The sequence below is a fragment of the Campylobacter massiliensis genome, from assembly GCF_014253065.1.
Lineage (GTDB): Bacteria > Campylobacterota > Campylobacteria > Campylobacterales > Campylobacteraceae > Campylobacter_A > Campylobacter_A massiliensis.
Window position 1 is genome coordinate 571,269 of record NZ_JACLZK010000002.1, and the last position, 19,374, is coordinate 590,642.

14 protein-coding genes, 2 tRNA genes, 3 rRNA genes and 1 pseudogene are annotated in these 19,374 nt (G+C 44.9%); 7 read left to right on the forward strand and 13 right to left on the reverse strand.

Features of this window, described 5'->3' with window-relative positions; genetic code table 11:
- Positions 1 to 182: 182 nt before the first annotated feature.
- The 12 genes from H7R39_RS11660 to H7R39_RS09495 all read right to left on the reverse strand — a co-directional run bounded on the left by H7R39_RS11660 (position 183) and on the right by H7R39_RS09495 (position 12,204).
- Complete coding sequence (locus tag H7R39_RS11660) at positions 183 to 764, reverse strand: helix-hairpin-helix domain-containing protein (protein ID WP_185898990.1); 582 nt, start codon at positions 762 to 764, stop codon at positions 183 to 185.
- 605 nt (positions 765 to 1,369) lie between these two features.
- Positions 1,370 to 1,660 (reverse strand): CDP-alcohol phosphatidyltransferase family protein, encoded by a 291-nt coding sequence (locus tag H7R39_RS09445; protein WP_228724770.1) that lies wholly within the window; start codon positions 1,658 to 1,660, stop codon positions 1,370 to 1,372.
- A 179-nt stretch (positions 1,661 to 1,839) separates the two neighbouring features.
- Positions 1,840 to 1,958: ribosomal RNA gene (gene rrf, locus H7R39_RS09450) — 5S ribosomal RNA — on the reverse strand.
- Positions 1,959 to 2,127: 169 nt separating this feature from the next.
- A 23S ribosomal RNA gene (locus H7R39_RS09455) occupies positions 2,128 to 5,033 on the reverse strand.
- 481 nt (positions 5,034 to 5,514) lie between these two features.
- A tRNA-Ala gene (locus H7R39_RS09460) sits at positions 5,515 to 5,590 on the reverse strand.
- A 12-nt stretch (positions 5,591 to 5,602) separates the two neighbouring features.
- Positions 5,603 to 5,679: transfer RNA gene (locus tag H7R39_RS09465), tRNA-Ile, on the reverse strand.
- 119 nt (positions 5,680 to 5,798) lie between these two features.
- A 16S ribosomal RNA gene (locus H7R39_RS09470) occupies positions 5,799 to 7,309 on the reverse strand.
- The 16S, 23S and 5S rRNA genes sit together here with 2 tRNA genes alongside, the layout of an rRNA operon.
- A gap of 269 nt (positions 7,310 to 7,578) precedes the next feature.
- Positions 7,579 to 8,892, reverse strand: a complete 1,314-nt coding sequence (locus H7R39_RS09475) for a DUF945 family protein (RefSeq protein WP_185898991.1) — start codon at positions 8,890 to 8,892, stop codon at positions 7,579 to 7,581.
- The gene (locus H7R39_RS09480; RefSeq protein ID WP_185898992.1) at positions 8,889 to 9,461 is read right to left on the reverse strand and encodes a DedA family protein; all 573 of its coding nucleotides are present in this window, start codon (positions 9,459 to 9,461) and stop codon (positions 8,889 to 8,891) included. The genes H7R39_RS09475 and H7R39_RS09480 overlap by 4 nt, the downstream gene beginning before the upstream one ends.
- Positions 9,462 to 9,470: 9 nt before the next feature.
- Positions 9,471 to 10,061 carry a lipid-binding SYLF domain-containing protein gene (locus tag H7R39_RS09485; protein WP_185898993.1) on the reverse strand — a complete coding sequence of 197 codons (591 nt, stop codon included), beginning with the start codon at positions 10,059 to 10,061 and terminating at the stop codon, positions 9,471 to 9,473.
- Positions 10,062 to 10,079: 18 nt separating this feature from the next.
- Positions 10,080 to 11,633, reverse strand: a complete 1,554-nt coding sequence (rny, locus tag H7R39_RS09490) for a ribonuclease Y (protein ID WP_185898994.1) — start codon at positions 11,631 to 11,633, stop codon at positions 10,080 to 10,082.
- On the reverse strand, positions 11,566 to 12,204 hold the full coding sequence (locus H7R39_RS09495) for a 5-formyltetrahydrofolate cyclo-ligase (RefSeq protein ID WP_185898995.1): 639 nt from the start codon (positions 12,202 to 12,204) through the stop codon (positions 11,566 to 11,568). Before H7R39_RS09495 ends, rny begins: the two co-directional genes overlap by 68 nt.
- A 52-nt stretch (positions 12,205 to 12,256) precedes the next feature.
- On the opposite strand from H7R39_RS09495, the gene H7R39_RS09500 reads away from it, so the two are divergent.
- The 4 genes and pseudogenes from H7R39_RS09500 to H7R39_RS11340 all read left to right on the forward strand — a co-directional run.
- Positions 12,257 to 12,841 carry a TlpA family protein disulfide reductase gene (locus tag H7R39_RS09500; RefSeq protein WP_185898996.1) on the forward strand — a complete coding sequence of 195 codons (585 nt, stop codon included), beginning with the start codon at positions 12,257 to 12,259 and terminating at the stop codon, positions 12,839 to 12,841.
- The gene (gene ftsY, locus H7R39_RS09505) at positions 12,841 to 13,710 is read left to right on the forward strand and encodes a signal recognition particle-docking protein FtsY (RefSeq protein WP_185898997.1); all 870 of its coding nucleotides are present in this window, start codon (positions 12,841 to 12,843) and stop codon (positions 13,708 to 13,710) included. The genes H7R39_RS09500 and ftsY overlap by 1 nt, the downstream gene beginning before the upstream one ends.
- Positions 13,711 to 13,816: 106 nt before the next feature.
- Positions 13,817 to 13,981, forward strand: a complete 165-nt coding sequence (locus H7R39_RS11335; protein WP_228724771.1) for a hypothetical protein — start codon at positions 13,817 to 13,819, stop codon at positions 13,979 to 13,981.
- Positions 13,982 to 14,077: 96 nt separating this feature from the next.
- Positions 14,078 to 14,338, forward strand: a pseudogene (locus tag H7R39_RS11340) (suppressor of fused domain protein); the annotation flags it as partial.
- Between the two features lie 357 nt (positions 14,339 to 14,695).
- Here the strand turns inward: H7R39_RS11340 and brnQ are convergent.
- The gene (gene brnQ, locus H7R39_RS09515) at positions 14,696 to 16,027 is read right to left on the reverse strand and encodes a branched-chain amino acid transport system II carrier protein (protein WP_185898998.1); all 1,332 of its coding nucleotides are present in this window, start codon (positions 16,025 to 16,027) and stop codon (positions 14,696 to 14,698) included.
- Between the two features lie 174 nt (positions 16,028 to 16,201).
- Here brnQ and radA point away from each other — a divergent pair, with 174 nt between their 5' ends.
- The 3 genes from radA (at position 16,202) to H7R39_RS09530 (ending at position 19,145) form a co-directional block, all read left to right on the forward strand.
- On the forward strand, positions 16,202 to 17,542 hold the full coding sequence (gene radA / locus H7R39_RS09520; RefSeq protein WP_185898999.1) for a DNA repair protein RadA: 1,341 nt from the start codon (positions 16,202 to 16,204) through the stop codon (positions 17,540 to 17,542).
- Positions 17,543 to 17,573: 31 nt separating this feature from the next.
- A complete protein-coding gene (locus tag H7R39_RS09525) occupies positions 17,574 to 17,828 on the forward strand; it encodes a hypothetical protein (protein ID WP_185899000.1) in 255 nt (84 codons plus the stop codon).
- 366 nt (positions 17,829 to 18,194) lie between these two features.
- Positions 18,195 to 19,145, forward strand: coding sequence for an acyltransferase family protein (locus H7R39_RS09530; RefSeq protein ID WP_185899001.1), 951 nt, complete (start codon positions 18,195 to 18,197; stop codon positions 19,143 to 19,145).
- The last annotated feature ends 229 nt before the right edge of the window (positions 19,146 to 19,374 follow it).

The following is a 19,374-nucleotide window of genomic DNA, read 5'->3' on the forward strand; positions in this document are numbered from 1 at the left end:
TTACCAATGACGATTAATGTCAGATATAGCACTTTAAATTTTGCATTTATCGTGATTTAAACAATTGTGGAGGACGTATATAGTCAGCAAGTGGTATTGCGTAAATCCTTTCAGATTATTTATCAAAAAGGATTTACGCAGTTTAAATTATAGGCTCAAAATTGAACCGCAATGGTACAGAATTATTCTGATTTTTTCTTTGTATGTTTTTTAGCTTCAACTTCCTTGCCTACGCTTTCTTCAACTTTCTTTTTTGAAACTTTTGTCTTAGTCTTAGCCTCATCAATATCTTTTTCTATTTTATCTTCGCCGGATTTTACTTTGCTTTTAGTATTTTTAGAAGCCTTTTCCTCTATATCGGTTTTAGATTTGTCCATATCTTTTGCAGGCGTAGCTAATTTTTCTTCTGCATCTTTTGTTTTTTTAGCAACCTCCTTTTTACTCTGCTTCACCTTGTCAACCATATCACTTTTAGCTTCTTGCGCCTTTTTGGATACTTTGTCGCTTGAAGGTATTACGCTTGCGCCGCTCGTAGAAATATCACCTTTTAAATTTTCAAACGTCTTATCGCCGATACCGTTTACGTTTTTAATATCCTCTATGCTTTCAAATTTATTTGTTTTTCTGTATTCAATAATAGCATCGGCTTTTGCTGAACCAATGCCGTTTAAACTCATAAGCTCCTCTTTTGTAGCGGTATTTAAATTTATAGCAGCAAATACCATTGAGGCGCATGCCAACATTGATAACACGAATTTGTTCATTGTTTTTCCTTTTTTAAAAATTTAAGTCCGCATTCTACCAAAAAATAATTATAAGATTATTAAGAAATATTATTAATATAAACAATCAACAATAGCTTAAAAAGTTTAATGGGGCTTTGAATGTACACTTTTAAGCACTCTGCTTAATTTTTATATTGATTTAGTCTAATGCACTTCATCGTAAATAATATAAAGCAGCATTAGCTCAGCCGTTTACATAAAATAAACCAATGCTGTTACCACTAAAAAACTCCAACATCCATTTACTCCATACGATAAAAAGCTCTTAAAAGACTTTTTCGCTCTTATATACTTTACTTCCCTTGCTTTATTGCTATCTTTCCTTTTTATACCCCTCATTCTACCCTACTACAACCCTCTTGCATACCCACAAATAAACCACAGAGCAGCCATTCGCCATCCTTGCACCAAATTAAAAACTTAATTCCCCTTAAGCATCCAATAACACCTTGCTTTTTATTATTAGTTCAAATCATTCTATAACACCAACTTACCCATTCTAGAAACAGAACGGCCTTATTGTAATTATTTAAAAAAGCCCTGCTATGAAAATACTTACCTAAACCAATTTCAAACTAAGTAAACTACCCAAACCAACCAACACAGCTACACAAAATTAGTAATTTTTCTATATTAAACTCGCGAGCCAGCATACCGTCGATAGCATTTAACGCCATACGTAAAAACATCCAAATAGGTAGCAGAAAAAATAATGCTGAAATATCGGAAAATTTAGCAAGTAGCGCACCTAATAAAATGGAGATAATGCAGGCTAGAAGCGTAACTTGATTTGCCGTAATACCGGCATTATAAAGATGCTTTACTAACGGACGAAGCAGGTTTTGAAATTTGGGTTTTAGCTCGTAAATACTCATGATACTCCAAATAATTTTAATTTAGCATTTTCTCCTAAAAATACTTGAATAAAGTTTAATAAAGGAGCGCACCAACAACTTCATCAATCCAAGAACAGACAACATATTACAAGACAAACAAACTAAAGAATACAGAGTGTAAAACAAGGGAGTAAATAGTATAAAAGAATAAAAAACAAAGCCCGCAACGACCTACTTTCCCGACATCCCAGTAAGGGAGAGTATCATCAGCCAGGACGAGCTTAGCTTCTTGGTTCGAGATGGAGCAAGGCGTTTCCTCGTCTGTATAGTCACGGGCAGTGTTAAAGAAATAAACTATATTAATTTACTTCTTTAACACTGCTATTTAATTGTTAAAAGTCAAATCTCATTTTAACTAAAACAAGATCTTGATAAGGTATAGATTAGATATTTTATTTCGGATTTTCGAAATAAAATTACCCTTAACAAGGAAGTGATGCTTATTAAAAGATAAGCAGACGAGCTATTAGTACTGGTCAGCTAAAGGACTTTCATCCATTACACACCCAGCCTATCAAACTTATAGTCTATAAGAGCTCTTAAAAGAAGATTCATCTTGGAGTTGGCTTCCTGCTTAGATGCTTTCAGCGGTTATCACATCCCGACATAGCTACCCAGCGCTACCCTTGGCAGGATAACTGGTACACCAGTGGTCGGTTCAACCCGGTCCTCTCGTACTAGGGTCAACTCTCCTCAATCTTCTTGCGCCCACGGCAGATAGGGACCGAACTGTCTCACGACGTTCTGAACCCAGCTCGCGTACCGCTTTAAATGGCGAACAGCCATACCCTTGGGACCTGCTCCAGCCCCAGGATGCGATGAGCCGACATCGAGGTGCCAAACCTCCCCGTCGATGTGAGCTCTTGGGGGAGATCAGCCTGTTATCCCCGGGGTACCTTTTATCCTTTGAGCGATGGCCCTTCCACACAGAACCACCGGATCACTAAGACCGACTTTCGTCCCTGCTTGACGTGTATGTCTCGCAGTTAAGCTGGCTTTTGCCTTTATACTCTGCGAACGATTTCCAACCGTTCTGAGCCAACCTTTGTAAGCCTCCGTTACATTTTGGGAGGCGACCGCCCCAGTCAAACTACCCACCAGACATTGTCCTACTTGAGGATAACTCAAGCTAGTTAGCTATCAGAATAAAAAAGAGTGGTATCTCAACAACGGCTCACCATAAACTGGCGTATATGGATCAAAGCCTCCCACCTATCCTGCACATTTTTATCCCAATAGCAGTGTCAAGCTGTAGTAAAGGTCCACGGGGTCTTTCCGTCTTGCCGCGGGTAGGAGGAATTTTCACCTCCACTACAATTTCACTGGATCCCTCTTCGAGACAGCTCCCATCTCGTTACGCCATTCATGCAGGTCGATATTTAATCGACAAGGAATTTCGCTACCTTAGGACCGTTATAGTTACGGCCGCCGTTTACTCGGGCTTCGATCAAACGCTTCGCAGAGCTAACGTCATCAATTAACCTTCGAGCACCGGGCAGGCGTCACACCCTATACATCCTCTTACGAGTTAGCAGAGTGCTGTGTTTTTGGTAAACAGTCGGGAGGGACTCTTTGTTGTAACCTTCAATGCTTACGGAGTAAATCCTTCACAAAGTTAGGCACACCTTATACCGAAGATACGGTGCTATTTTGCAGAGTTCCTTGAAGAGAGTTCTTCCACGCGCCTTAGAATACTCATCCCACCCACCTGTGTCGGTTTACGGTACGGGCAACTATAACTAAACTTAGAAACTTTTCTTGGCTCGACAGTATCAGCAATTCGCTATCCATTCCGAAGAACTTCAAACGCCTGTGGGGTCTCGGCTTAAAAAAATCCGGATTTGCCTGGATCTTAACCTACACCTTTCGACTAGCACTACCATCCGCTAGCTTGCTTAACTCTAAGCGTCCTTCCATCGCACATTATAGTTGGCATTGGAATATTAACCAATTTTCCATCGCATACCCCTTTCGGACTTTGCTTAGGACCCGGCTAACCCTACGATGACGAGCATCGCGTAGGAAACCTTGGGTTTACGGCGTTGGGGATTCTCACCCCAATTATCGCTACTCATGCCTGCATGCTCACTTGCATTCGCTCCAGCGCTCCTTACCGGTACACCTTCGACGCTGAATGCAACGCTCTCCTACCACTTAGTAAAACTAAGTCTAAAGCTTCGGTACTCATTTTAGCCCCGTTATATTTTCCGCGCAGAATCACTAGACCAGTGAGCTATTACGCTTTCTTTAAAGGATGGCTGCTTCTAAGCCAACCTCCTGGTTGTTTAAGTAACTCCACATCGTTTTCCACTTAAATGAGATTTAGGGACCTTAGCTGTTAGTCTGGGTTGTTCCCCTCTCGACGACGGATTTTATCACTCGCCGCCTGACTGCCATGATTACACACTAGGTATTCGGAGTTTGATAGGGTTTGGTACATTGGTGTATGCCCTAGCCCATTCAGTGCTCTACCCCCCAGTGTTACTACATGACGCTATACCTAAATATATTTCGGAGAGAACCAGCTATCACGATGTTTGATTGACCTTTCACCCCTATCCACAAGTCATCCCATGGCTTTTCAACGCCAGCGGGTTGGGTCCTCCACCGGCTCTTACACCGGCTTCAACCTGCTCATGGATAGATCACATCGTTTCGGGTCTGCAGCATCTGACTAAACGCCCTATTAAGACTCGCTTTCGCTACGGCTCCGGGTTTCCTTAACCTCGCCAGACACCACAACTCGCAGGCTCATTATGCAAAAGGCAGTCCATCACACGTCATAAAGAATCGTGCTCTGAATGATTGTAAGTAAATGGTTTCAGGTTCTATTTCACTCTGATCACCTCAGTTCTTTTCACCTTTCCCTCACGGTACTTGTGCGCTATCGGTCTAGTAGTAGTATTTAGGGTTGGATCGTGGTCGACCCGGCTTCAGACAGAATATCACGTGTTCCGCCCTACTCAGGATACTGCTAAGTAAAACAAAGCTTTCATATACGGGAGTATCACCCTCTATGCTTAATCTTTCCAGATTATTCTATTAGCTAAGTTTAGTCTATATCGCAGTCCTACAACCCCGTTAGTAAACTAACGGTTTGCCCTCTTACGCGTTCGCTCGCCGCTACTAGCGTAATCTCTTTTGATTTCTTTTCCTGAGGGTACTAAGATGTTTCAATTCCCCTCGTTCGCTCCATATTAGGTAGTTAAGCTCGCGCTTAACTGGGTTGCCCCATTCAGAAATTCCCGGATCAAAGCCCCTTGACGGCTCCCCGAGACTTATCGCAGCCTGGCACGTCTTTCATCGCCTCTACTAGCCAAGGCATCCACCACTTACTCTTAGTAGCTTACCTTTTATTAGTATATAATATATTCTAATTCGCATCACTTCCTTGTTAAAGGTAACTCATAAATTTAAGATTTCATAACGAAGCCTCAAATTTAGATCTATTACGAAATTTAAATCTCTAGCTTTTAAGACGGAAAGCATTGACTAATATCTAGGTAAGTTTTAAATCCTATGATATCTTGTGACGTCAAACTTCTGCATTAAGCAAATAAGCAAGATCTTTAAATCTTTAACAAGTCCTGTAAAATTGTTTTATTTATTAAAACTTGATTGTGACTTTTAACAATAATAAACTAAATAACGTTTAGACTTCGCAGACTAGTAAAGCTAGTCTTTGCGACCAAGGGCAAAGCCCTTTGGAAACCCCTAAAGCACACCGCTTCTTTCGAAAGCGCCGTAAAAATAAAGAGTCTATTTCGACAAAGTCTAAACTAAATACTTAATAAAAATACTTAGTTTAGACTTTTTTGATGTTAAACTAATTATGGTGGAGAATAGCGGGATCGAACCGCTGACCTCCTGCGTGCAAAGCAGGCGCTCTCCCAGCTGAGCTAATTCCCCAATTAAATTCTCTGGTGGGCCTAACAAGACTTGAACTTGTGACCTCACCCTTATCAGGGGTGCACTCTAACCAGCTGAGCTATAGGCCCCTATAGGTTTGCGTCAATCTTTCAAAACTAAACAAGGTCGATTGAGTAGATTATCTATAACGATAACCTAAATTTTCCTTTGACGAATATCTTGTGAGAGAATATTCGTTGTACTCTAGAAAGGAGGTGATCCAACCGCAGGTTCTCCTACGGTTACCTTGTTACGACTTCACCCCAGTCGCTGATTCCACTGTGGACCATAACCGGTTTGGTATTTGGGCTTCGAGTGAAATCAACTCCCATGGTGTGACGGGCGGTGAGTACAAGACCCGGGAACGTATTCACCGTAGCATGGCTGATCTACGATTACTAGCGATTCCGGCTTCATGGAGTCGAGTTGCAGACTCCAATCCGAACTGGGACGTATTTTATAGATTTGCTCCATCTCGCGATATTGCGTCTCATTGTATACGCCATTGTAGCACGTGTGTCGCCCCGGACATAAGGGCCATGATGACTTGACGTCGTCCACACCTTCCTCCTCCTTGCGAAGGCAGTCTCATTAGAGTGCTCGGCCGAACCGTTAGCAACTAATGACGTGGGTTGCGCTCGTTGCGGGACTTAACCCAACATCTCACGACACGAGCTGACGACAGCCGTGCAGCACCTGTCTTAACATTTCTGCAAGCAGACACTCTTCCATCTCTGGATGATTTGTTAGATATCAAGTCCGGGTAAGGTTCTTCGCGTATCTTCGAATTAAACCACATGCTCCACCGCTTGTGCGGGTCCCCGTCTATTCCTTTGAGTTTTAATCTTGCGACCGTACTCCCCAGGCGGTATACTTAATCCGTTAGGTGCATTACTGCCTCGACTAGCGAAGCAACAACTAGTATACATCGTTTAGGGCGTGGACTACCAGGGTATCTAATCCTGTTTGCTCCCCACGCTTTCACGCATTAGCGTCAGTTAAGTTCCAGCAGATCGCTTTCGCAATGGGTATTCTTCTTGATCTCTACGGATTTTACCCCTACACCAAGAATTCCATCTGCCTCTCCCTTACTCTAGATTATCAGTTTCCCAAGCAGTTTAACGGTTAAGCCGTTAGATTTCACAAGAGACTTGATAATCCGCCTACGCGTCCTTTACGCCCAGTGATTCCGAGTAACGCTTGCACCCTCCGTATTACCGCGGCTGCTGGCACGGAGTTAGCCGGTGCTTATTCCTTGGGTACCGTCATAATTCTTTCCCAAGAAAAGGAGTTTACGCTCCGAAAAGTGTCATCCTCCACGCGGCGTTGCTGCTTCAGGGTTTCCCCCATTGAGCAATATTCCCTACTGCTGCCTCCCGTAGGAGTCTGGACCGTGTCTCAGTTCCAGTGTGACTGATCATCCTCTCAGACCAGTTACGCGTCATAGCCTTGGTAAGCCGTTACCTTACCAACTAGCTGATACGATATAGCCCTATCCATTACCGAAAAACTTTCCCGTACCTACTTATATAGATACGGAGTATAAGGTATTAGCAGTCGTTTCCAACTGTTGTCCCTTAGTAATGGGCAAGTTAGCTATATATTACTCACCCGTGCGCCACTAAGATTAAATAGCAAGCTACTTAATCTCCGTTCGACTTGCATGTATTAGGCACGCCGCCAGCGTTCACTCTGAGCCAGGATCAAACTCTCCATATAAAATTTACCTAAAATAAAATATCTTAGGATTTAATATGAAGTTTTAATCAAAAAACTTTAATTTTATTAATTAGTTTTATCTTTATATCTACTTTCCAGGGAAAGCCTGATAAAAGATTGGCTCAATCGATCACTTGTTTAGATTTCAAAGATTGACTAATTAGTTTAACAGTGTTAATTTAAAAAACTCGCTTTCTGTGAAACGGAAAGTGAAGTATATAGAAAACATGCTTAAACAAACATAAAAATTTGTCCAAGCATGCTAAATTTTATTGAAAAAGAGATTTTAGAGATAAATTTTCGTTAAAGATCAAATCTTGCGTTCTTTTATTATATTTAAAAATAGTTACGTATTTGCCGCCGTTTTCTTTAAATAGTCCGCCGTTTACGAGCATCGCATTTATCCCCTCTTTTTCCTCGCCGCTGCCGAATATAAACTCTCCTGGCGTCGTATCAAGCTCGATTTTACCGCTAAAATTTATAGCAGCCGGGATATTATCAAGGAAATTTTGACTATCTATCCCGTCCGGGTCGATAGAAAACTCAAAATTTGAGACGTAGCTCTTGCCGGCCGCATTTTTAAAATTGAAATTTTCAAAGGTAAGCTTCGGCGCTCTTTTTATAAATTTATCAAGCGCTTGCATTATCACCGCAAGCTGAGCCTCAGGCTCTCCCTTGGCGTTAATAATATCTTCAAACGCGGCTTTATCTAAATTTGCAAATTTCGTTTTGATCAAAAAGTCTTTAAATTCATATTTTGCATATTTTATCTTCTCTATCGTGCTCGTATCGTCCTGCGTTAGAGTATCGCTTAGCACGGTTAGCTTGGAGTCGCTCGTTATCTTTCCGATTTGCAGAGCCTCGGCGCCCGAAATCACGTCTATGCCGCCAAGTTCAAATTTATAAGCGCTATTTACGAGCGCTTTTGAGATCATATTAGGCTCGATCGGCGTTTCATACTTCACGTCGTAGTCGATATTTTTGATTTTTATAGCGACGCCTTCTTTGCTTGCAAAGTCTATGAAATCATTTATAAAAGAGACTCCGGCTATTTTCTTTTCGCCGTTTATGTCAAAATTTAAAAGCGATTTGGCGAGATTTAGTTTATTGCCGTCTTGTTCTTTTTGTACTCCGACTAGCTCAAAGACAAATTTTTTATCTCCGCCCGAAGCGCCGTCCGCGTGAAATTTGATAGGTCTCGTCGTATCAAATATCTCTTTGATGAAATTTTTATACGGGTCATTTAAAAACTCGGCATCGCCCGCAAGCTCAAATTTACCTAGCAAGCTATCAAATCCATGCGAGATATTCATGTCGATTTTTATAGCTAGATCCTCGGGCGCACCGTACTCTTCGCCAAGAGAGACAAGCTCGTTTATGTAGTTTTTAGACAAAACCACGTCGTAGTTTGCGTGCGATTTTAGTAGACCGCCCTCAAATACGCTGTTTTTGACCTCCATACCGTTTGCTTTGATTAGGTTCAAAGCCTCGTTATATTTTTCCTCCACCTTGTTTGCGTTAAATTTTAGCCCGCCAAAAACCACGCCGGCTATAATCACCAATACAATGAGTAACTTTCTCATTCCGACCTTCCTTTCTTTTTCGTCGCTTGTTGCAGATATACCCAGATGAGCGTCAGTAGAGAAAACATCGCAACCGGCATCAGCCAGCCGTTTTCGCCCATAAAATCCCACGCCCGCTCAAACGCCTCGCCCGCCCAAAAGCTGCCCAGCCCGAGCAAAATCGCCCAAGCTACCGCGCTAATAACGTTTATGACGCTAAATTTAGCAAACGAATACTTCGTAAGCCCTATAGCAAGCGGGATGAGGGTCTTTAGTCCGTAGATAAATTTTTTGAAAAATATTATTTTATTTCCGTGCTGCTTAAATAAAATTTGAGAGAAGGCAAGCTTGCGTTTATGCCTAGCCAGATACGGCATCACGGCCGTGCGGTTATACCTGCTGACGTAAAAAAGCAAAGTATCGCCGATAGCATTGGCGGCGGCCGCCAGCACGATACTCACGGTTATGTCCATCTTGCCAAGATGGGCAAGCACGCCGGCCGCGATGATAGCGACCATACCGCCTCCAAGCGAATATAAAAACACTATCACGTACCCGTAGGTCGATAGCGAGGTTAGCATCTCTTGCAAATTCGGCCTTTAGTATTTTGAGATAGCGCCCATTAGCGCGTTATATCCGTAGCTATCCATCCTTAGAGGCGCGTCGCTAGTTTTAGCCAGCACCGCTCCGCCAAAGCTCGCTCCCGCGAAAAAACCGTCATTGTCCGTATATGCATAAATGTCGCTGGTGAAGCTAAAATCACTCACTCTACCGTAAAATTTGCCCGTATCGGCAAATGCAAACGATGCGTCGGCGTTTATCGTGATTTTGGCGTCTTTTATGTCGGCTACGAGGCTATCTTTTAGGATAAAAAGCACGAGCGAGCTATTTTCGTAACCCACCTGTAGTCCGATACTGCCGCCGCTGATATCCACGACCATCATTTCGCTCGGCGCGTACGGGTTTCCCACGAGCATCACGCCTTTGCCGTGCATGCCGCCCAGTACGAAGCCGACTTTAGTAATGCCAGGAAAAATGACGACCGCTTTTGCATTTTGAAGCAAAGCCTTAACCGGCGCGTCTGGGTTCTTACGCATCGTCGTCGTAAAAGAATTTGACGCGTTTAGCACGAGCTCGTCGTTGGCACCGAGCGCTAAAACGCAAAAAATCGCTAGTAAAATTTTTCTCATTTTCTACCTAAATTTGACCTATTTTGCCATTTCTATGGCTCTAGTTTCGCGGATCACGTTTACTTTGATCTCGCCCGGATACTGCACCTTGCTCTCAATCTCTGCGGCAATCTCTTTAGCAACGAGCACCGCTTCGTCGTCGTTTATGAGCTTTGCGTTTGCGATGACGCGGATCTCGCGACCGGCGTTTATCGCGTATGCTTGCTTGATACCCTCTTTGCTTTTTGCGATATTTTCTATCTCTTCGACGCGTTTTAGGAAGCTTTCAAGCACCTCTCTGCGCGCTCCCGGGCGAGCCGCACTCAGAGCGTCCGCAGCGCAAACGGCGGCGCTTTCTACACTAGTTGCCTCCTCGTGTCCGTGGTGGGCGTAGATGGCGTTTATGACTACAGGATGCTCTTTGTAGCGTTTGCAAATTTCAGCGCCCAAATCGACGTGGCTACCCTCAAATTCATGCGTCAAGGCCTTGCCGATATCGTGCAGCAAGCCCGCTCTTTTGGCTAGCTTTTCGTCTCCGCCGGTTTCAGCCGCGATGATGCCGGCAAGATGCGCTACCTCGAGGCTGTGCGCGAGGGCGTTTTGTCCGTAGCTAGCTCTAAATTTTAGCTTGCCGATTAGTTTCATTATCTCGGGATGGATTTTGCTAAGGCCTAGGTCGATGACGATATTTTCGCCCTCCTCTAAGATCGAGGCTTCAAATTCTTCGCATACTTTTTTATGCAGATCCTCTATCCTTGCCGGCTGTATGCGGCCGTCTTGCACCAAAAGCTCTATCACGCGCGTAGCAATCGCTCTTCGGTATAGGTTAAAGCTGCTTAACGTGATAGCGTGAGGCATATCGTCGATGATGATATCTACGCCAAGCGCCATTTCTAGGGTCTTGATATTGCGCCCCTCTTTGCCGATTATACGGCCTTTTAGCTCATCGTTTTTGATATCCACTACGTTTATCAGGCGCTCAGCGGCAAATTCTCCCGCAAATCGCGACGTGGCCTGCGCCAAAATATAATTCACCCGTTTTTTAGCCTCGCGTTTAGCCTCTTCTTCGTGTTTTCGCACGATGTGAGCGATCTCGGCGCGGCTTTTTTCCTCTACTTTTTTTAGTACCTCTTCGCGCGCCTCTTCTTGCGTTAGGCCGGCAGCGTGCTCAAGCACCTTTAGCGCCTCTTGCAGTTTGGCTTGATAGCTTGCTTTTAGCCCAAGACCCTCTTCATAGACGCTTTTTGCTTCATTTCGGGATTTTTCTAGCTCAGCCCTGCTTTCGTTTAAAATTTCTTGCTCGTTTAGCAGGGTTTGCTCTTTTTTACCGATCTCTTCGAATTTTTGCGTGTACTCTTTTTGTAGTTTTACGGTTTTGTCGTCGTATTTTTTCTTGGCTTCAAATTCAGCCTCTTGGACTTGGATTTTAGCGTCTTTTAGCGTGCGTTCAGCCTCAAATTCTATCGCTTTAGCCTTCGCTTTAGCCTGCTCTAAAAATATATTGTAGTTAGCGTCGTTAATTTTTTTAGCGATGAGATAGCCTGCGCCAGCGCCCACCGCACCTGTTCCTAAGCCGATTAAAATCTCTATCATAGATTCCTCTTTTTGCGTAAATTTTGCTCGGGGTCAGGTAAAAATCACAAGTAACGTCGTGATCTTCGGATATGATTTCATTTGTAAAATTGTCTAAAATTTCAACGAATATCAAGGTAGGTCGGTAAGGCAAATTTGCAAAAAATCTATCGTAAAAACCTTTACCGTGCCCTATGCGCGCCATATTTCCGTCCACCCCGAGAGTCGGAACTATAGCTACGTCTATACGCTTTTTAAATATCTTGGTACTTAGCGGCTCTTTTACGCCAAATTTCGTCCGAGATACAAGCGGTAGCCTGGATTTTACCATTTCTAAACTAATACCAAGCATAAACGGAACGAAAATTTCATACCTTTTGGCTAGCTCGCGCCTCAAAATGTAGCAATTTGGCTCATAAGAAAGTGGATTAAATATCAAAATCCGTTTCGCTTTAAGCTCGGTTAGCAAATTTAAAAGCGGCTTAAACATCTTGTAATGCTTCGCTCGCGCCGAAATTTGAATCTCTTTTTTCAAAATCCGTTTCGCGTCGCGCCTGAACTCTTCTTTTATCAAATTTAACGCTCGTTTCATAAATTTTATGTATAATTCAAGCCTAAAACCAATCTTAGACAGGAATTATTAAATGAAAATAAACCTTTTGATTATACCATTTTTGGCGCTACTTTTGAGCGGCTGCGGCGATGAAAAAAAAAGCGACGTAAATCAGACCAAGACGAGCGACGCCGCGCCGACTACTTCCGCTCCGAGCCAAAGCCAAAGCCAAAGCGCAAACGTAGAAGCGCCTTTTGAGCTAACGCTAATGGACGAGAGCAAGATGACGCTGCAAAAATTTGACAAAGGCTTTAAAGTAGAGGGCAACGACGAGGCGATTTTGTTTAACTTTTTCGCCACTTGGTGTCCGCCGTGCAAGGCGGAAATCCCGCACCTAAACAATCTAAGCGATAAATTTAAAGGCAAGCTAAAAATCGTAAGCGTACTTATGGAAGATAAGTCAAAAGACGAAATAGACGCCTTTATGAAGAAATTTAAAGTAAATTTCGGCGTTAGCTACGGCGAAAATAACTTCCTCTTCGCAAAAGCTCTAGGTGGCGTCGTAGGCATCCCATATATGGTGCTTTATAAGCCAAATGGCGAATACGCCACGCACTACGTCGGACTCGTGCCGGAAGAGATGCTAGAAAGCGATATAAATAAGGTAATAAACTAATGCTTGGCTTTTTAAAAAAGGGGCTTGATAAGACGCTCGCGGTGATCCGCTCGTCAAAACCCGCCGATAAAAAAATCTCAAAGGAAATTTTAGAAGAGATCCTGCTCGAAGCCGACATCGCCTACGAGATCGTCGAGGAGGTCCTCTACTATCTGCCGCCGCAAAACGAGGTAAAAAAAGACGACCTAAAGCGGCTTTTAAATACCTACTTCATATACGAGAACGAGCGTGAGGCAAAAATCGGAAGGCCTTTTGTGGAGCTGATTTTGGGCGTAAATGGCGCAGGCAAGACAACCACGATCGCAAAGCTTGCGAATTTATATAAAAATGAAGGCAAAAATGTTATTTTAGGCGCTTGCGATACGTTTAGAGCAGGAGCCATCGAGCAGCTACGTCAGTGGGCGCAGCGAGCGGACGTGCCTATCGTCGCTACGCAACAAGGCCACGATCCGTCTGCGGTCGCCTTTGACACGATCAGCTCGGCTGTGGCTAAAAATCTCGACAACGTCATCCTCGACACCGCCGGTCGCCTGCAAAATCAAACGAATTTAGCCAACGAGCTAAGCAAGATCGTCCGCATCGCGGACAGAGCCTACGAAGGCGCGCCGCACCGCAAGATCCTCATCCTAGACGGCACTCAGGGCAACGCCGGTCTAGCGCAGGCAAAGGCCTTTAACGACATCGTGAGCCTTGACGGCGTCATCATCACCAAGCTTGACGGTACGCCAAAGGGCGGAGCGCTTTTTGGTGTCGCGCGCGAGCTGGAGCTACCGATACTCTACATCGGCACCGGCGAGACGATGAACGATCTAGTCAAATTTGACCCGCACGATTTCGTAGATACTATCGTGGATGAAATTTACACCTAAATATCGGGCGTAAATTTTAGCTTTTTAAATTTATCCCCATTCCCTTAAATTTGCAAATTTTATATATAGTACCCGCGCTTAACGCAACTCGCTAAAAGGCATAAAAATGACGACGCAAGAGTACGAGGCTAAATTTAGCGAGGACGACGCGCCCGGCTGGGACTCCGATAGCACGCGCACTAGAAAATATCTACGATCCCGCAAACGAACGCCACTACCCGTCGCGGCTGCATGCGAGCTTGGGCGGCGAGGATTATCTAGAAGGCGTTAGTATATTTGATTTCGTCGAGGGCGCGCGCCGCCATCTAGTGAGCTTTACTACGATCCGCAAAGCGCGCACGGGGAATTTAGCGGTTGGGGCTTTGAGTTTAGTATGTGTATCGCGCCGTTTGCGGACGATCCCAGCTTAGAGTCCTTTGGCAGCAAGGTAGTCCCAAACGAGCCTTTTTGGGCGATATCTCTCATGCAAAATCTCGCCGAATACGTCTATAAAAGCAAAAAATGGTTCGAGGCTTATCATTTCATACCGACCAATTCGCCTCTACGCCTTAACGCGGATACGAAACTCGCAGGCGTCTCCTTCGCGCCCGACCCAGCACTGGGCGGTATAGACCACGCCAAGCAGTAGAGTCGAGTTCCTTTAGTTGGTGGGTATCACGTAGCGCGAGCTAGACTGGCTGCGCTAGAACCCAACTACGCAGCGCGTAGAGAGGCTCATAGATATGATGCGCGAGGACAATCCTCTACTAATCACCGACCTAAAGCACACGAAAGAATACGTCTAATCGCGGCTGGGTAAATTTAGACGCACGGGGAATTTGACGGCTGGGTAAATTTGACGGCTGGGTAAATTTAGACGCACGGGGAATTTGACGGCTGGGTAAATTTAGACGCACGGGGAATTTGACGGCTGGGTAAATTTAGACGCACGGGGAATTTGACGGCGCGCCGACCCCTTACGAGCTCGGCGCTTTGCAGCTAGTAGTTAAAAAGTATTTTCTTTCTTTTCTAGCACAAGGTGCAGTATGTAAGTCACCGCAAATGCGACCGCGCTAGGCACGATCCAGCCAAGCATCGAGTCGTAAAACGGCATTTCCTTGACGAGATCCGTCACTAGCGGCACGGAGACGCCCGCGATATCAAGGCCGTTTATCGTGCCGACGACCACACAGACGTAGACGCAGGTGCGGTAGACGAGCTTGCTCGAGTCGATCAGCGGATTGATGAGCGAAAGGATGATGAGCATGATGGCGATCGGATAGATGGCGATCAGTACCGGGATCGAGCCCTTGATGATGGTCGTGAGGCCGAAATTCGCCACGCCAAAACCGATCAAGCACCACGCCGCAACCCAAATTTTATATTTGACGCGTCCGTCCGTTAGTTCCTCGAAGTACTCGCTAGCAGAGCTGATGAGTCCCAGTGTCGTCGTGATACAAGCTAAGAAAAACGCTGAACCTAACACCAAAACGCCCGCCTTACCGAAGTAATGGCCGCTAATACGAGATAGTAGTTCGGCTCCGTTTATCTCCGGCGCGTCTTTAAAAAGCTCCGCCGACGTCGCGCCAAGGTAGCCCAGCATCAAATAAATCGCCATCAAAATCACGCCCGCCGTCATGCCGGCCTTTATAGTCGATGAGACAAGGTGGCGCTCGTCTTTTACGCCCACGGTTCTGATAGCGTTTATCACGATGATACCAAACGCCAGCGACGCCAGCGCGTCCATCGTCTGATAGCCCTCTACAAAGCCCTTGGCCGCTGCGCGCTGCGCATAATCTCCGATAGGAGCGACGAACTCGCCGATCGGGAATAAAAATCCCGCCCCAAAAAGTAGCAAAATAAGCGCCAAAAGCAGCGGAGTGAGGTATCTGCCGAGCAGATCGACTAGTTTTGACGGATTCATGCAGACGTAATAATTTAGCGCAAAATACGCCGCCGAGTAGAAAAACAGCCAAATTTGCAAATTTTCAGCCGCGATAAACGGCTTAACGGCGATATCAAATGGCATATTTGCCGCGCGAGGTATCGCAAAAAGCGGCCCAATCGTGAGGTATAAAAGCGCGGTAAAAAGCACCGCAAATACCGGATCTATGCGGCGAACTAGGCTTTGAAGCCCCTTTGCTCTAGCGATCGCTGCGACGCCAAGCACGGGTAAAAGCACCGCCGTAGCGCAAAAAAACATGATCGCGACGTAAAAATTCTGCCCAGCCTCTCGCCCCAAATTCGGCGGAAAGATGAAGTTCCCTGCGCCGAAAAACATGGCAAAAAGCGTGAGCGAGATGACTAAAAACTGATTTTTGCTAAGCTTTTGTTTCATTTTCGCTCCATTTTAGTTTTAAATTTGGCAAATTGTATTTAGATAAAGTTGAATTTTCGTTGATTTGAGTTAAATTTACTTACTTTTCGCTCGCGCGTGTTTCGATTTGAAATTTAACCGCGCGTCGAGAGTAAAATTTAAACATTTTAAAGTATAATCGCGCAAAGGAAAAATATGGCAAAAATCAAAACGGTATTTGAGTGTCAAGCCTGCGGTAATCAGCAGAGCAAATGGGTCGGTAAATGCCCTCAGTGCGGGGCTTGGGATAGCTTTCTAGAGCTAAACGCGCAGCAGATCGAAACGCTAAAAGAGATCTCCAAAAGCTCTGCAAAACCAAGCCTGGCAAAACAAATCAGCGAGATCGAAATAGAAAAAATCACGCGTATCAGCACGCAAAATAGCGAACTGGACCTGGTTCTTGGCGGCGGCGTCGTGGAGGGCTCGCTAGTGCTGATCGGCGGAAGCCCCGGCATCGGCAAAAGTACCTTGCTACTAAAAATCGCGTCAAATTTTGCCGCTCAAGGCAAAAAAACGCTATACGTAAGCGGCGAAGAGAGCGCAAGCCAGATCAAAATGCGAGCCCAGCGACTAGACGCGGTCAAAGACGGGCTGTTTTTGCTCACGGAAATTTTACTCGAAAATATCCTCGCCGAAGTGCGCAAAAACGAGTATAAAATCCTCGTCATCGACTCCATACAGACCCTTTACAGCGAAAAAATCGCCTCCGCGCCGGGCTCCGTGTCACAGGTGCGCGAGATCACCTTCGAACTCATGCGCCTAGCCAAAAACGAAAATATCTGCGTCTTTATCATCGGCCATATCACCAAAGACGGCTCGATCGCGGGGCCGCGTATCTTGGAGCATATGGTGGACGTGGTGCTGTATTTCGAGGGCGACTCCAGCCGCGAGCTGCGCATGCTACGAGGTTTTAAAAACCGCTTCGGCTCTACTAGCGAAGTGGGGATTTTCGAGATGAGCGAAAACGGGTTAATCAGCGCCAACGACGTCGCGGGCAAATTTTTCACGCGAGGTAAGGCCACTAGCGGCTCGGCGATCACTATCACGATGGAGGGTTCGCGCGCGCTTAGCGTCGAGATACAAGCGCTCGTGTGCGAGAGCGCGTATCCTAAGCGCAGCTCCACGGGCTTTGACAAAAACCGCCTGGATATGCTGCTAGCGCTGCTTGAGCGCAAACTAGAGATCCCGCTGGGTCACTACGATGTTTTCATCAACGTGAGCGGCGGCGTCAAGATCGGCGAAACGGCGGCCGATCTAGCCGTAGTCGCGGCGATCATTTCCAGCTTTAAAAACCGTCCGATCAGCAAAGAGAGCGTATTTATGGGCGAGCTTAGCCTAAACGGCGAGATTCGCGAGATATTTAACCTCGATCAGCGCCTAAAAGAGGCCAAAACGCAGAAATTTAAAAACGCGATCGTGCCGTCTAAGCCGCTTGACGCGCAGGGGCTAAAATGCTTCGTCGCAGGCGACATCACGCAGGTTTTGGAGTGGATGTGAAATTTAGCCGTAAAAACGCAAAAGGAAAAATATGGAAAATCTAAAATGGAAACTCTCAAAATCGCTAAAAACAGCGATGAGACAAAAGGATATCGATACTTTTACGCTAGCTAAAATCGCCGAGGAGACCTACGCAAAGGCTCATGCGAATAATGATTTGGACGTGAGACAAGAGGTTTTTAAAGTTATCGACGAATACGCGAGCGAGGTAAATTTAGAAATCTTAGACCTCGTTTGTAAAATTTTAGGCTCTAGCATTAAATTCGGCGAAAGCGGAGATTTTTAAATTCACCGCCACTTTAAATTTGCTTCAAAAATTTAAGCCGATACAAAAGCCTAAAACGCTTAAATTTACGGTAAAATCAAAACCAAAATAAACGCAAAAACGGCAAAGCTAGAGACGGTTAAATTTTATGCATACTTGGGCAAAAATATAAATACGGGCGGCAAATTTTACATATCTAGCCGGCTAAAAAAGGCGACAATCGCCTTTGCGCAATAAAGCTCGGCAAAAGGAGCCGTTTTTAGCGGTTTGCAACGGTCGCAGCCCAAAAGAGCAAAGCGGCGGAAATTTACAAAAAAATAAATTGCGCCGTAAAATCCGGCTAACTGCAGCCGCAAAATGCCGTAAAAAGTAAAAACTAGGAACAAAATGTTTGGTTATATTAGGCTTATTTTAGCGTATTTCGTGCTGCTCTCGCACATAGGAGTCGGGCTAGCGGGCAAAAATATCGGCGTCTTTTCCGTCGTGATTTTTTATATCCTAGCAGGGCTGGTTACATCAAAGGTTTTTATCAAAATCGCACCGCAAAACGCGCAAATAAGCTACTTTATAAAAGATAGATTTCTGCGCGTTTATCCCGCGTTTTTCTTTGCGTTTGCGCTAACGGTACTGTTTTTTTGCGCGACGTCGTATCTACAGCCGCATTTTAACGCAAAAAATTTGCTCCTAAATGCGCTTATCGCGCCTCTAAATTACTTTTTTTGGCTTGATGTTTCCGTCATAGACGCGCCCGTGGGGCTAAATTTCATCATACCTCCGGCTTGGTCGCTAGGAGCCGAGCTTCAGGCCTACGCCTTGCTCGTGCTAGCGATCAAATTTAGACGGCTAGGCTACGCGCTAGCTACCGGCTCGCTAGGCGTTTACGCGGCGGCGAATTTGGGCTTTATAAATGCCGATATCTACGGATATAGGCTCGTTTGCGGCGTATTTTTTATGTTTTATACGGGATTTTTGATCTATCAAAAAGAGTTTGGCAAGCTCGCCGTTTTTTACGCGGCCGTAGCGGCGCTAGCTGGCTATCTTTTTTACTCGCGCGAATTTAGCGCCTTTGGGATAGAAACGGCAACCGGCTATCTAGTCGGAGCCGCAGCCGTACTAGCGCATGAGAGATTTAAATTTAAGCTTAAATTTAACGAGATCGCGGGCTCGCTTTCATATGCGATTTTTATCAGCCATTTTCTTTTTATTTGGCTTGGCCAACTTTTACTAGGAGCCGTAAATTTGTTTTTTATCACGATTGGTTCGGTTGTATTTGGGTTTATAAATTTCTATTTTATAGAGAGAAAAATAAACAAAATAAGATTTAAAAAGCACCCGTAAATTTAAGCTCGACCATCTACTTCTTGGCAAGTCTAAGGGCGTTAAATATAACTCGCAAATACAACCTGGCTCGATACGACCCACTAAAGCCAATACTCAAACATGACACAAAAGGATGCAAGACTCCGCAATTATATCCAAAACAAAACATATGTACTTTGATATACAACAAAACAACTAACAAGCTCTTATACGAAAAAGCATAAAAACACAAGCAGTCACCAACATC